The sequence below is a fragment of the Sphingomonas sp. genome (assembly GCF_039595165.1).
GTDB lineage: Bacteria > Pseudomonadota > Alphaproteobacteria > Sphingomonadales > Sphingomonadaceae > Sphingomonas.
The window spans coordinates 1-12,423 of record NZ_JBCNMA010000104.1 but is presented as its reverse complement, the minus strand read 5'-3'; the positions used below and the strand labels follow the sequence as shown (position 1 = coordinate 12,423).

The 12,423-nt window shown below is 69.4% G+C and carries 13 protein-coding genes and 2 pseudogenes; 6 read left to right on the top strand and 9 right to left on the bottom strand.

Annotated elements, in window-relative coordinates; genetic code table 11:
• Nucleotides 1-92: 92 nt before the first annotated feature.
• Nucleotides 93-1,940: a GGDEF domain-containing protein gene (locus tag ABDV68_RS14820; protein ID WP_343520861.1), complete on the bottom strand. Its 1,848-nt coding sequence runs from the start codon at nucleotides 1,938-1,940 to the stop codon at nucleotides 93-95.
• A gap of 94 nt (nucleotides 1,941-2,034) precedes the next feature.
• The gene (locus ABDV68_RS14815) at nucleotides 2,035-3,795 is read right to left on the bottom strand and encodes a fatty acyl-AMP ligase (protein ID WP_343520860.1); all 1,761 of its coding nucleotides are present in this window, start codon (nucleotides 3,793-3,795) and stop codon (nucleotides 2,035-2,037) included.
• Between the two features lie 137 nt (nucleotides 3,796-3,932).
• On the opposite strand from ABDV68_RS14815, the gene ABDV68_RS14810 reads away from it, so the two are divergent.
• The 5 genes and pseudogenes from ABDV68_RS14810 to ABDV68_RS14790 form a co-directional block, all read left to right on the top strand.
• Nucleotides 3,933-4,478: a regulatory protein RecX gene (locus ABDV68_RS14810; protein ID WP_343520859.1), complete on the top strand. Its 546-nt coding sequence runs from the start codon at nucleotides 3,933-3,935 to the stop codon at nucleotides 4,476-4,478.
• A gap of 65 nt (nucleotides 4,479-4,543) precedes the next feature.
• Complete coding sequence (locus ABDV68_RS14805) at nucleotides 4,544-5,137, top strand: cold shock domain-containing protein (RefSeq protein WP_343520857.1); 594 nt, start codon at nucleotides 4,544-4,546, stop codon at nucleotides 5,135-5,137.
• A 70-nt stretch (nucleotides 5,138-5,207) separates the two neighbouring features.
• Nucleotides 5,208-5,693, top strand: coding sequence for a DUF192 domain-containing protein (locus ABDV68_RS14800; protein WP_343520855.1), 486 nt, complete (start codon nucleotides 5,208-5,210; stop codon nucleotides 5,691-5,693).
• 52 nt (nucleotides 5,694-5,745) lie between these two features.
• On the top strand, nucleotides 5,746-6,138 hold the full coding sequence (locus ABDV68_RS14795; RefSeq protein ID WP_343520853.1) for an NADH:ubiquinone oxidoreductase subunit NDUFA12: 393 nt from the start codon (nucleotides 5,746-5,748) through the stop codon (nucleotides 6,136-6,138).
• A pseudogene (locus tag ABDV68_RS14790) lies at nucleotides 6,138-6,569 on the top strand (DUF2155 domain-containing protein); the annotation flags it as partial. The gene ABDV68_RS14795 and the pseudogene ABDV68_RS14790, both read left to right, overlap by 1 nt.
• A gap of 35 nt (nucleotides 6,570-6,604) precedes the next feature.
• On the opposite strand, the gene aat reads toward ABDV68_RS14790, so the two are convergent.
• Entirely contained in the window at nucleotides 6,605-7,360 is a 756-nt protein-coding gene (aat, locus tag ABDV68_RS14785) for a leucyl/phenylalanyl-tRNA--protein transferase (protein WP_343520852.1), read from the bottom strand.
• Entirely contained in the window at nucleotides 7,357-8,112 is a 756-nt protein-coding gene (locus ABDV68_RS14780) for a ParA family protein (protein ID WP_343520850.1), read from the bottom strand. Before ABDV68_RS14780 ends, aat begins: the two co-directional genes overlap by 4 nt.
• Before the next feature lie 82 nt (nucleotides 8,113-8,194).
• Between ABDV68_RS14780 and ABDV68_RS14775 the strand changes: the two genes are divergently transcribed.
• The gene (locus ABDV68_RS14775; RefSeq protein WP_343520849.1) at nucleotides 8,195-8,743 is read left to right on the top strand and encodes an AAA family ATPase; all 549 of its coding nucleotides are present in this window, start codon (nucleotides 8,195-8,197) and stop codon (nucleotides 8,741-8,743) included.
• Between the two features lie 159 nt (nucleotides 8,744-8,902).
• On the opposite strand, the gene ABDV68_RS14770 is transcribed toward ABDV68_RS14775, so the two are convergent.
• From ABDV68_RS14770 to ABDV68_RS14750, 5 genes and pseudogenes are all read right to left on the bottom strand, one after another.
• Nucleotides 8,903-9,760 (bottom strand): sigma-70 family RNA polymerase sigma factor, encoded by an 858-nt coding sequence (locus ABDV68_RS14770; RefSeq protein WP_343520848.1) that lies wholly within the window; start codon nucleotides 9,758-9,760, stop codon nucleotides 8,903-8,905.
• Entirely contained in the window at nucleotides 9,757-10,227 is a 471-nt protein-coding gene (locus ABDV68_RS14765) for a carboxymuconolactone decarboxylase family protein (RefSeq protein WP_343520847.1), read from the bottom strand. The genes ABDV68_RS14770 and ABDV68_RS14765 overlap by 4 nt, the downstream gene beginning before the upstream one ends.
• A gap of 219 nt (nucleotides 10,228-10,446) precedes the next feature.
• A complete protein-coding gene (locus ABDV68_RS14760; RefSeq protein ID WP_343520846.1) occupies nucleotides 10,447-11,151 on the bottom strand; it encodes a hypothetical protein in 705 nt (234 codons plus the stop codon).
• A gap of 82 nt (nucleotides 11,152-11,233) precedes the next feature.
• Nucleotides 11,234-11,620: a hypothetical protein gene (locus ABDV68_RS14755; RefSeq protein WP_343520845.1), complete on the bottom strand. Its 387-nt coding sequence runs from the start codon at nucleotides 11,618-11,620 to the stop codon at nucleotides 11,234-11,236.
• A 96-nt stretch (nucleotides 11,621-11,716) separates the two neighbouring features.
• Nucleotides 11,717-12,423 (bottom strand): annotated as a pseudogene (locus tag ABDV68_RS14750) (type VI secretion protein ImpB); the annotation flags it as partial.

Genomic DNA, 12,423 nt, shown 5'->3' with positions numbered 1-12,423 from the left:
CCGCGCCTTCGTCGATCCAGCCGGAGAGCACGATCGCGACGACCAGGCCGAACAGTGCCGAGAGCATCGCCGCCGCCGTCCCGAACGAGACCTCATAGGCATTGGCCGCAGCGACCCTGTGGCTGCCGGCGATGCAGATGCTGGCCGGCAGGGCCGTGAAGGCGCGGATATAGGTCAGGCCGATGCCGCCAGCCACCATGGCCAGCGCGAAGATACCGTAGTCCCTGGCCGAGGCCGAATGGAGCAGCACAATGTTGAGCGCGAGGTGGAAGGCGCTCTGCATCGCCTCGCCACCGACCATGACGGTCAGGCGCAGGATCAGTCGGCGCAGGGAGCAGCGCCATCTCGAGCACGCGGCGCTCCTCGGCCTGGACGTGGAGCTCGGGCTCATAGGCGTGGAAGATGCCGCCGCCGGCGTCCTTCGAGCGGTAGAGGGCGAGATCGGCGGAGCGGATCAGCATCTCCGCGGTGCGGCCGTCGCGCGGGCCGACCGCGAGGCCGACGCTGGCGCCTATATAGAGGGTGTGCTGGTCGACCTCATAGGGCTGGGAGAGCACGCTGATGATAGTGTGGGCGAGGCGCTCGACCGCGGCGGTGTCGGTGGCGTCGCGGACGACCACCGCGAACTCGTCGCCGCCGAGGCGGCCGATCACGTCGTTGGCGGTCATCAGCTGCTTCAGGCGCTCGGACACGCGCATCAGCAGCCGGTCGCCGACCGGGTGGCCGAGCGTGTCGTTGACCGCCTTGAACCGGTCGAGGTCGATCATCATGAAGGCGCAGCGCGAGCCCCATTTCTCGGCCTCGGCCATCGCGACGGCGAGCGTCTCGTTGATGAGCAGGCGGTTGGGCAGGCCGGTGAGCGTGTCGTAGCGCGCCATGCGGCTGATCTTGTTGGCGGACTCGCGCGCCTCGGTGACGTCGGAGCCGACCCCGCGGAAGCCGATATAGCCGCCCTCCTCGTTGAAGCGCGGCGAGCCGGTCATCTCCCACCAGCGTTCGGCGCCGTCGACATAGACGGGAAGAAGGAGGTCGCGGAACGGCTCGCGCTTCTTGAGGCGCTCGGCCATCTCGCGCAGGCCCTGGGCGAAATTGCCCGATTCCCAGGCGGTGCCGGCGAGCACCTGGAGGAAGGGCATGCCGTTGATCGCCTTGGGATCGACGCCGAGCGAGACCGCGAAGCGCGGGTTGGCGCGGACGACGCGGCGCTGCGCGTCGGTCTCCCACAGCCAGTCGGAGCCCTTGTCCTCGAACTCGCGCAGCAGCAGGCTGACGGTCTCGTCGCGCTCGGCCAGCGCGATCTCGCCGGCGCGGATCACGACCAGCGCCTTGCCGCGGGCGAAGCAGCCGATCGACAGGAGCACGGTGAAGATCAGCGACGCCGCGCCGAGCGCGGGCGAGGTGGTCACCGCGAGCGAGACCGCGGCGGATCCGCCGAGCACTGCGAGGAACGCGATCGTGGCGAGCGGCAGCGCCGCCATCGCCACGGCCGACGCGGCCATCAGGATCGACACGATGATCCACAGCGCCGCGGCCGCCTCGGCATTGGCGGTCGAGCCGAACAGCAGCGGCGCGATAGACCACACCGCGCCGAGCGCGATGCCGTCGAGCACGGTCTCGCGCACGTCCTTGAGCGTGGCGGTGCGCTCGGTGCGGTGGCGCACGGCGAGGCGGCGGAAGGCGACCGCGGCGCCGACCGCGGCGACCAGCGCGCTCCAGCTGGCGAGTTGCCACAGCGGAACGGTCGGCGCGAAGGCGAGCGTGATCAGCGCGGCGCCGATCACGTTGGCGGCGAGCATGAACAAAGCGAGCTGGCTGCCGGCATTCATCTGGGCAGCGCGAATCGGGCCCCAGTCGGTGGTGTCCGCGGGATCGTACAGGCCGAGCAGCGCACGCACGTCGATGCGCGGCTTTGCGAATTGGGAAGTCGTCTGGCTTGTCACGCCGCTGCAATAGCTGCGGTGAGGTTAGCGAGTGGTTAGGTGCAGGCCCGGAACGGCGAAATTTTTTCGCGCCGTTCCGGAGAAAGCGGGAACCTCATGCCGCGATGGCGTAGGGCTTGATCTCGCCGTTCAGATAGAGGTTGCGCGCCTTGGCCCGGCTGAGCTTGCCCGAGCTGGTCCGCGGCAGCGTGCGCGGCGGGATCAGCTCGACCACGCAGTTCATGCCGGTGACGGTGCGCACGCGCTCGCGAATCTCCTCGCGCAGCTTCTGGCGCTCGGCATCGTCGCTGGTGCGGCACTGGACCAGCACCGCCGGCGTCTCCTCACCGCCCGGGGTGGTGATCGCGAAGGCGGCGATGTCGCCCTGCTTGAAGCCCGGCAGCTGCTCCACCGCCCATTCGATGTCCTGGGGCCAGTGGTTCTTGCCGTTGATGATGATCATGTCCTTCGCCCGGCCGACGATATAGACATAGCCGTCGGAGATGTAGCCCATGTCGCCGGTGTCGAGCCAGCCATCGACCATGCAGGCCTCGGTCGAGGCCTGATCGCGGAAATAGCCGACCATCACGCTGGGGCCGCGGCACCACACCTTGCCGATCGCGCGCTCCGGCAGCGGCGTGCCGTCCTCCTCGCGGATCTGGACTTCCATGTCCTTGACCGGCTTGCCGCAGTTGACGATCGCGCGGAAGCGCTGCGGGCGGTCGGCGCCATGCTCGCCGCCGGAGAGCTGAGTCTCCTCGACCAGCTCGACGACGATGCCCTCGCCCGGGGGCATGATCGAGACCGCGAGCGTCGCCTCGGCGAGGCCGTAGCTCGGCAGGAAGGCGCTGGCCTTGAACCCGGCATCGGCAAAGGCGTCGACGAACGACTGCATCACGTCGGGACGGATCATGTCGGCGCCGTTGCCCGCGACGCGCCAGCGCGACAGGTCGAAGCGGTCCGAGGCCTTGGTCTGGCTCGACATGCGGCGCGCGCAGATGTCGTAGCCGAAGGTCGGCGAATAGGAGAGGGTGGTGCCCGCGTTGCGGGTGATCAGGTCGAGCCACGCCAGCGGGCGGCGCGCGAAATCCTCGGTCTTGAGGTAATCGGTCGAGACCTGGTTGGCGACGATCGACAGGAAGCAGCCGACCAGCCCCATGTCGTGATACCAGGGCAGCCAGGAGACGCAGCGGTCGCTCTCGCGCAGCTCCATGCCGTGGCTGTGCGCCGACAGGTTGTTGAGCAGCGCGTGATGGGTGATCGCGACGCCATGCGGGAAGCGGGTCGAGCCGCTCGAATATTGCAGATAGGCGATGTCGTCGGTCTTCGCCTCGGGCAGCTCGGTCTCCGGCGCGTCACGCGTCGCGAAGCGCTCCCAGTCGATACCCTCGACGCCCTTGAGGCGCGCCGCCTCGCCCGCCATCGCGGACAGCTCGGCCGGATAGAACAGAATCGTCGGGTCGCAGCTCTCGAGCTGGACCGCGAGCTGGTCGATATAATGCTGGCTGCCGCCGAAGCTGGTCGGCAGCGGCAGCGGCACCGGCCACGCGCCGGCATAGATCACGCCGAAGAACAGCGAGGCGAAATCGGTGCCGGTCTCGGCGATCAGCGCGATGCGGTCCTTGGGCTTGACCCCCGCGGCGATCAGGCGGCGGGCCTGCGCCAGCGCATCCTCGCGCATCTCGCGGAAGGGATAGGCGCGCACGAGGGTGCCGCGCGCGTCGTGGAAGTTGAGCCCGCGCACGCCGGTGGCGGCATAATCGAGCGCTTCGCCCAGCGTCGCGAAGTCCGCGAGGCGGCGGGGAAGGCTGTCTTCGGTCGGGGTGGGCTGCAGGATCGCGCCGCTATCCCCGGTGTCGTTCACGTTCAAAGCCATATTCCAAAAATCCGTGCCCCTGATCGTGGCAGCCCGCCCGCGGTCTTCTCGACGCTGGGCCCCACATCAGAAATGCGGGCGGCTCTGCTACGCACTGTCGTTCAAATTCCGTTGGCAGTGTGGCACAAACAAGGCGCATGCGCCGCAACACCCACCCCGGACGCTCTCCTGCGCCGCCGCTGGACCCGGAGAAGCTCGAACGACTGGCGCTGCGCTATGTCGAGCGCTTCGCGACGACCCGCGGAAAACTGGCCGCTTACCTCGCACGCAAGGTGCGCGAGCGGGGGTGGGAGGGCGAGCCCGCGGATCCCGTCGCGATTGCGGAACGGTTCGCCGAACTCGGCTATGTCGACGACCGGCTCTACGCCGAATCGAAGGCCTCCGCGATGGCGCGGCGCGGCCTCGGCGCCCGCCGCGTGCGCGACGCGCTGCGCCACGCCGGTGTTCAGGAACGGGACGCCGAGGCGCTGGCGCCCGAGCTCGACGGCCGCGCGCGCGCGACGGCGGTCGAATTCGCGCGCAAGCGCCGGATCGGCCCGTTCGCGGCCGCCGAGGCCGATCGCGTCACGATGGCGAAACAGGTCGGCGCGATGGTCCGCGCCGGTCACGCGCCCGAGCTGGCATGGAAAATCGCGCGCATGCCGCCCGGAGAAAACGTCGAACCGTTGCTGGATGAAGATTAGTAACAAAGGATTCGCACCCACTGGAAATGCTGTGTTAATGTTGCGGGTCAGGGGGAAGAGTCTGAATGCGTGCCGACCCGCACCGAGCGTCGAGCGAGTTTGTGCCCGTGCCGGCCGGCGCGGTGCTTTCCGTGGACGAATCCGACGGCGATGACGAGCGCTATGCCGGCGCAGTAAAATGGTTCGACGTGACTCGCGGCTTCGGGTTCATCGTCGCCGATGACCCGCAGGCCGGGGACATATTGATCCATTTCTCGGTGCTCCAGCCGCATGGCCGGCGCAGCCTGCCCGAGGGTGCGCGCGTCGAATGCACGGTGGTGCGGCGCGAGCGCGGGCTGCAGGCGCGTGAGATCCTGTCGATCGATCTCACCGATGCGGTCGAGCAGCCCAAGGCGCGGTCGGGCACCGCCGATCGGGCCGACCGGACCAAGCTGATCGCCGAGGCCGGCCCGTTCGAGCCGGTGACGGTCAAATGGTTCAATCGCCTCAAGGGCTATGGCTTTCTGGTGCGCGACGGCGATTCCGCCGATATATTCGTGCATATGGAAACGCTTCGCCGGGCGGAGATTTATGACGTTGAACCCGATCAGCCGCTTCGCGCCCGCATCTTCGAGGGGGACAAGGGGCCGCTCGCCGTGGTGGTCGAGCGCGCGGAGTAGGGCCGCCCAAAGCTCAAAGACAAGCGCAGAGGCTAATCCTCCCCCTGGCGGGGGAGGATTGAAGCCGTGGATGTCGTTTAATTGCGGAGGCGTGGTGCTGGCGCTGGGGGCGCTGGCGCTGGTTCCGGGTTGCAAGGGCAGCGAGGCGGGCGATGCCGCCGCGGCGCAGCAGGCGGCAAAGGCGGTGGTCACCGTCGAGAGCGCGGGGAAGAAGCACATCTTCAAGGTCGATGTCGCGCGCACCGCGGCCGAGCAGCAGCGCGGCCTGATGTTCCGCACCGACATCCCGGCCGATGGCGGTATGCTGTTCGCGCCCTATCCCGCAGAGGGCGGGGGGCCGCGCGAGGCGAGCTTCTGGATGAAGGACACGCCCACCCCGCTCGACATCATCTTCATCCGCGCCGACGGCACGATCGCGCATATCGCGGAGAACACCGTGCCCTTCTCCGAGGACCAAGTGCGCTCGGGCGAGCCGGTCGCGGCGGTGCTGGAGATCCTCGGCGGCAAGGCGGCCGAGCTGGGGATTTCGCCGGGGGACAGGGTGAGCTGGCGGTAGGACGTCCAAACCCCCGTTGCCGCCGCCGCACTTGCCGCGTAAAGCGCGGGGCATGGGAATCCTGGCGAACATCTTCACCTGGTGGAATGGCACCACCTTCGGCACCTGGATGGGCCTGCGCGGCAAGGACAAGGTCGGCGAGGACGCGCTCGGCAACGTCTATTACCAGGGCGGGAGCGACACCGCGGGCAATCCGCGGCGCTGGGTGATCTACAACGGCTCCAACGATTCGAGCCGTGTGCCGCCCGAATGGTTCAGCTGGCTGCATCACCAGATCGACGACGTGCCCGATCGCGCGTTGCCGCCGGTGCGCCGGTGGGAGAAGCCCGCGGTCCCCAACCTCACCGGCACCACCCAGGCCTATCGCCCGGCCGGCGCGCTCGAGGCCGGCGGCAAGCGTATCGGCGCGACCGGCGACTACGAAGCCTGGACGCCCGGCGCCTGATGACCTCCTTCCGTCCCGCCGTGCTGGCGCTGGCGCCGCTCGCGCTGGCGGGTTGCGGCTGGCTCGGCGGCGGCGATGCCCAGAACAAGACCGCCGCGGCCGACAAGGTCGAGGTCGCGCCCAAGGCCGGGCCGGGCGAGGAGATCGTGACGGTCGATCCCGGCGCGTCCGCCGCCTCCACCGCCGGCGCGACGCCGATGGCCGAGCGGGTCGCGGTGCTGGGGCTGCTCAACAAGCGCAACGGCCAGGCGCGCGACCTAACGCTCAAGCCCGGCCAGGCGGTGCGCGCGGGCGACGTGATCGTGCGGTTGCGCGCGTGCGAGAAGACCGCGCCGTGGGAGAGCGAGCCCTATACCGGCGCCTTCGCGCAGGTCGACGTGCGCGAGGCCGACGGCAAGTGGAAGCGCGCCTTTTCGGGCTGGCTATACAAGGAGCGCCCCGCGCTAAACGTGGTGCAGCACCCGGTCTACGACGTCTGGGTCAAGAGCTGCGCGATGACCTTCCCGGAGACGGGCGGCGAGGAAGTGAGCGCCGGTACGAGCGGATCGGGCGGGGCGGCGAAATCGTCGAGCGCTCCGAAATCGGCCAGCACGCCGGCAGCGCCCGAGGCGAGCCCGGCAGCGCCTTCGCCGAGCGCGTCGGACAGCATCGAGAGATAGGTCTCGCGCGGGACCTCGACCGCGCCCAATGAGGCGAGATGCTCGGTCATGAACTGGCAGTCGAGCAGCTCGAACCCGCCGACGCGCAGCCGCGCGACCAATGCGGCAATCGCGACCTTCGACGCGTCGCGCGCGCGGCTCACCATCGATTCGCCGAAGAAGGCGCGGCCCAGCGCGAGGCCGTAGAGCCCGCCGACGAGCCGGTCGCCGTCCCACACCTCGACCGAATGCGCGAAGCCGCGCCGGTGGAGTTCGCCGAACACCTTCTCGATCGACGGGTTGATCCAGGTATCGGGCCGGTCGGGCGCGGATTCGGCGCAGAGCGCGATCACCTGCGCGAACGCGGCGTCGGCGGTGACGCGGAAGCGGTCGCTGACGATCGTCTTCCTGAGCGATCGCGAGAGGTGGAAGCCGTCCAGCGGCAGGATCGCGCGGTGGCGCGGCTCGACCCAGAAGACGCTGTCCTCGTCGCGATGCTCGGCCATCGGAAACACGCCCATCGCATAGGCGCGCAGCACCAGATCGGGATCGAGATCGGCCGAGCGGGGCGTGGGGCGAGTCATTTCCGCGTTTTCGGTTTCTGGGATCGGGCGAGCCTCCGCTCGATCGCCTGCCACAGCTCGGCGAAGGCGCGGCCCGCGGTGGTGCGGCCGGCAAAGGCGCCGACCGGCAAGCGCCGCGCCGCCATCGCCTCGACGACGCTGGCGCCCGGGATGACGGGCCAGCTTGGGTGGCGCGCGAGCGCCTCGGCATGAAGCTTGCGGCGGCGGTCGACCATCGAATGGACCGGCATCAGCGGCACCTTGCCCCCTTTCGATCCTGGGCCCCCGAGATGCGCCTCGACCTCGGCCAGCGCGCGTTCGGAGAGCGGCGAGGGGATGACCGGCACGACGATCAGGTCGGCGGCGCGCATCACCTGCTCGCTGGTCTCGGTGAGGCCGGGCGGGCAGTCGAGCAGCATCCGGTCATAGGCCTTGTCGAGCTGGCCGAGCAGCTTGGCGAGGCGCTTCTTCTTGTCGAGCTCGTGGAACAGGAGGTCGAGGCCGCGCAGCGAGGCGTCGGCGCCGATCAGGTCGAGGCGGTCGACGCCGCTGGCATGGGCGAGCTTCGAGGGTTCCACGTCCTTGGTGAACACCGACTGCGCCTGGACCTTGCCCCCGCCGCCGCCGAGCAGGTAAGTGGACGCGGCCTGGGGGTCGAGATCCCACAGCAAGGTGCGGCGCGCCGACAGCGTCGCCGCGCACCAGGCGAGGTTGACCGCCAGCGTGGTCTTCCCGACGCCGCCCTTAAGGCTGTAGATCGCGATCGTCGCCAAGCCTCGCCTCCGCTCGGTAAATCCAACGCGCCGGACCGACCCGGCGCGCCCATCATGCAATGTTCCCGATGGAGATAACAAGATGAGGACGGATCATCTGTTCGTGATCACCGGCGGACCGGGCTCGGGCAAGTCGAGCCTGATCGCCGCGCTGGCCATGCAGGGCATCGCGACGATGCCCGAGGCCGGGCGCGCGATCATCCAGGACCAGGTCGCGATCGGCGGCGACGCGCTGCCCTGGGCCGACCGCGCGGCGTTCGCGATGCAGATGCTGGGCTGGGAGCTGCGCTCGCACCGCGAGGCGCGCGCGCTGGCCGGGCCAGTGCTGCTCGACCGCGGGATTCCCGACGTGATCGGCTATCTGCGGCTGTGCGGGCTGGCGGTTCCGGCGCCTGCCGAGCGGGCGGCGGCGGCGTTCCGCTACAACCGCATCGTGTTCATCGCGCCGCACTGGCCGGAGATCTATGCGCGGGATGCCGAGCGGAAGCAGGACGCGGCGGAGGCGCAGGCGACGCACGAGGTGATGGCCGAGGTCTATGCGGGGCTGGGCTATGAGCTCGTCGAACTACCCTTGGCGCCGGTGGCGGAGCGGGCGCGCTTCGTGCGGGCGCACCTTGCGCCAAGTGTTTGACCGGTTGTGAAATCCTCCCCCGCCAGGGGGGAGGTGGCGCCGTAGGCGACGGAGGGGGAGGAACCCCAACGTTCGTCATCGTGTCCGCCCCCTCCGTCAGGCTGCGCCTGCCACCTCCCCTTGGCGGGGGAGGATTGAGTGCACCGACTTGACACCGCCCTAGTGCAGGTGCCGCAGCTTGTCGGGGTTGCGGGTCTGGTAGATCGCCGTGATGCGGCCGTCCTCGATGTCGAGCGCGGTGGTCTGGAGCTCGCCATCGGCCTCGAGCGTGACGAAGCCGGGCAGGCCGTTGACGAAGCAGGTGCGCACCAGCGTCGAGCCATATTTGCCGAACAGCACGGCGAGCGACTTGTGCAGCTTCATGACATGCTTGAAGCCCAGCACCACCTGCATCGCCGCGGCGCGCTTGCCGCCGCCGTCGGTGTGCATGCTGACATCGGCCGCGAGCATCGCGCCGAGCGCGGTCATGTCGCCGGTGCGCGAGGCGGCGAAGAACGCCTCGGCGAGCTCGATGCCGCGCGTCTGCTCGACCTGGAAGCGCGGGCGCGCTTCGCGGACATGCGCACGCGCGCGCGCCGCGAGCTGGCGGCAGGCGGCGGCGTCGCGGTCGAGCGTCCTGGCGACCTCGTCGAACGACACGCCGAACACGTCGTGGAGCAGGAAGGCGGCGCGCTCGAGCGGCGAGAGGCGTTCGAGCGCGAGCATCAGCGGGAGGGTGACGTCCTCCTCGGGCTCCTCCTCGACCACCGGGTCGGGCAGCCACGGGCCGATATAGGTCTCGCGCTGGTGGCGTGCCGATTTGAGCTGGTCGAGGCAGAGGCGGGTGACGGTGCGGCGCAGGAACGCCTCGGGCTCGCGCACCGCCGCGCGGTCGGTGCCCATCCAGCGCATGAAGGCCTCCTGCACCACATCCTCGGCGTCGGCGACCGAGCCGAGCATGCGATAGGCGACGCGGATGAGCCTGGGGCGCAGCGGGTCGAACGACTCCGCTGCGCCTTGCTGTCCGCCGGGGTTCACGCGACCTGCGCCTGGACCGACTTGACCGCCGCCGGCTCGGTCCATAGGTGGAAGCCGACCGCGAGGCGGTTCCAGCCGTTGATGATGTTGATCATCAGGGTGAGCTTCACTTGCTCCTCCTCGCTGAACTCGGTGGCGAGCGCTTCATAGGCCGCGTCCTGGTTGTGCCCTTCGGAGAGGCGCGTCAAGGCGTCGACCCAGCCGAGCGCGGCGCGCTCGCGCGCGGTGTAGCCGGGCGCCTCGCGCCACGCCGAGAGCAGGTAGATGCGCTTCTCGGTCTCGCCCTTGGCGCGCGCTTCCTCGGTGTGCATGTTGATGCAGTTGGCGCACTGGTTGATCTGCGAGGCGCGGATCTTGACCAGCTCGATCAGCGACGGCTCGAGGCTGGCCTCGATCGCGCTGGAGGCGGCGAGCCACGGGCGCATCACGGCGGGGGCGGCGGCATAGGGGTTGAGCTTTGGGTTCATGGTCATGCTCCTCATCGGGTTGCATGGTCATGACGAGCCAGGGGCGGCGGATGTGACATCGGCCGCGAAAAAAAAGTGCGTGGTGAAATGTAAATCCTCCCCCGCCAGGGGGCAGGCGCAGCCTGACGGAGGGGGAGGAAACCCGACACCTGTTCTGGCATCCTTCCCCTCCGTCAGGCTGCGCCTGCCCCCTGGCGGGGGAGGATTGAAATGGTGGATTCAGCTCGAATGGTTGGCCGCGTCGTCGGCGAGGCCGGGGCGGCCGAGCGCGCCCATGCCCAGCGCCGCGCCACCTCCGCCCATTCCGCCGCCCCCTCCACCGCCGCCGCGGCCGCTCTCGCGGCCTTCGCCGCCTCTGCCGCGGCCGCCGGCTGCCGACGGCCGCGCCGGGCCCTGCATCGGGATCGCCACGTCGGCGGGGATCGGGTCGAGGTCGAGCGCCAGGCGGATGAAATCGCGCAGCGACACGACGAGCTCGTGCATGTGGACCGGGCGACCGGCGACGAGTTCGTTGGCGGCGCGCTCGGCGAGGCGGACCTGCTCCTCGGTGCCGAGCAGGATGATGTCGGACAGCGCCGCCTCGACCGCGTCGCGGATGCGGCGGCGCCGTTCCGACGCGGTCTCGGACGGCGAGTCGGACGGGACTTCGCCGCTCGCTTCCGCCGCCTCGCGGGCGCGGGCGTGGAGATCGCGCAGGTGAGTCGGATCGACCGCGAGATCGCCGGTGAACGAGCCGCCGAGCGTCTTGTAGGCGGCGATCAGCGTGCGCAGCCGCTCGTTGATCTGGCGGTTCATCCGCTCGCGCCGCTGCTGGATCGTCATCATCATCAGCACGCGCACGCCGACGCCGATCAGCGTCACCAGCGCCAGCACCAGCAGGGTCGAGAGGATGCTCTGCCAGCTGCTCAGGTCGATGTTGCGCATCGCCGCAGGCTGCCACAGGCCGGCGCAACGAAAAAGGGCCGGCGGAGTGCCGCCGGCCCCTTTGGGTGGAATTTCGCGAAGGTCAGCCCTTGCAGGTGAGCGAGCCCTTGCCCGGAAGCTCGACGGTGGCCGACTTCTCGTTGCCGGTGAGCTTGTAGCCGCCGTCTGCGGTGTAGGGCTGGCCGGCCTCGGGCGCCTTGAGATCGGTCGCCGGACCGTTCTTCTCGGTGCGCAGCTTGACCAGCTTGTCGCCCTGGAAGAACTCGGCGAACACGAGCGCGTTGCCCGGCTGGCAGCGCATCGAGACCGTGGCGCGGATCGACGGCGGCAGCTCGACGGCCGGCGCGTTCTTGAGCGCCGTCTCCATCGGATCGGGCGCCCGATCGTCGAGGACTTCGGGTTCGGGTTTGCAGGCCGCGAGCGGCAGGAGGACGATCGCGACGGCGGCGGGGAGGAGGCGCATCTTCATAGCGGGCGTTCCTTTTGCGCATGCAGCATTTGACGTCAAGACCGGCATGATACCGCTAGACAGGCTATTTTGCGCCGCAACGGAACGTCATCCGATTCATTCGTGAAATTCATCGAGGTCGGGGATGCGTCCGAACGCAATCTTCGTACCCACACGGTCGAGCCGGCTGCCGTCCATCGGGCCGACCGAAACGGCGTGGCGGCCGAACTTCTCGTTGATCCGGTCCATCGCCTTGCTGAGCGACAGCGTGCGAGTCTCGCGCGCGAGCGGATCGTTGGGGTCGAGCGCGGCGAACAGCGATTCCTGCTCGCCCTGGAGCGGCGCGATCTCGGCCAGGGTCACGCCGATCATGCGGATCGCGAAGCCATGCGCACGGCCGCGGCCGGCTTCGACGAGTCGCGGGAAGATCGAATCGAGCGCGTGGAGCACGGTGAAGCTGTCCTGAGTCGAGGGCAGCTTGATCGAGGTGCGCCAGATCGACTTGTCGTCCTCGAACCGGGCGTGGAGCACGAGCAGGCGGCTGACATAGCCCTTGCGGCGCAGCCGGCTGGCGGACTTGAGCGCGAGGCGGCGGGCGGTGAGGCGAGTCGGCTCGAGTCCGCGCTTGCGCGGCGACAAGACGTGGCTGTGCCCGATCGTGCGGTTCTGGGTCGGCTTCTCGGGCAGGTCGAAGCCGTGGAGCAGGTACCAGAGCCGGTCGCCATTGACCCCGCCCCAGGCCGAACCGGCGTCGCGCGGGCGCCGCTCGCACAGCTGGCCGATGTCGAGGATGCCCTGCTGCGCGAGGCGCTTCTCCATCTTGG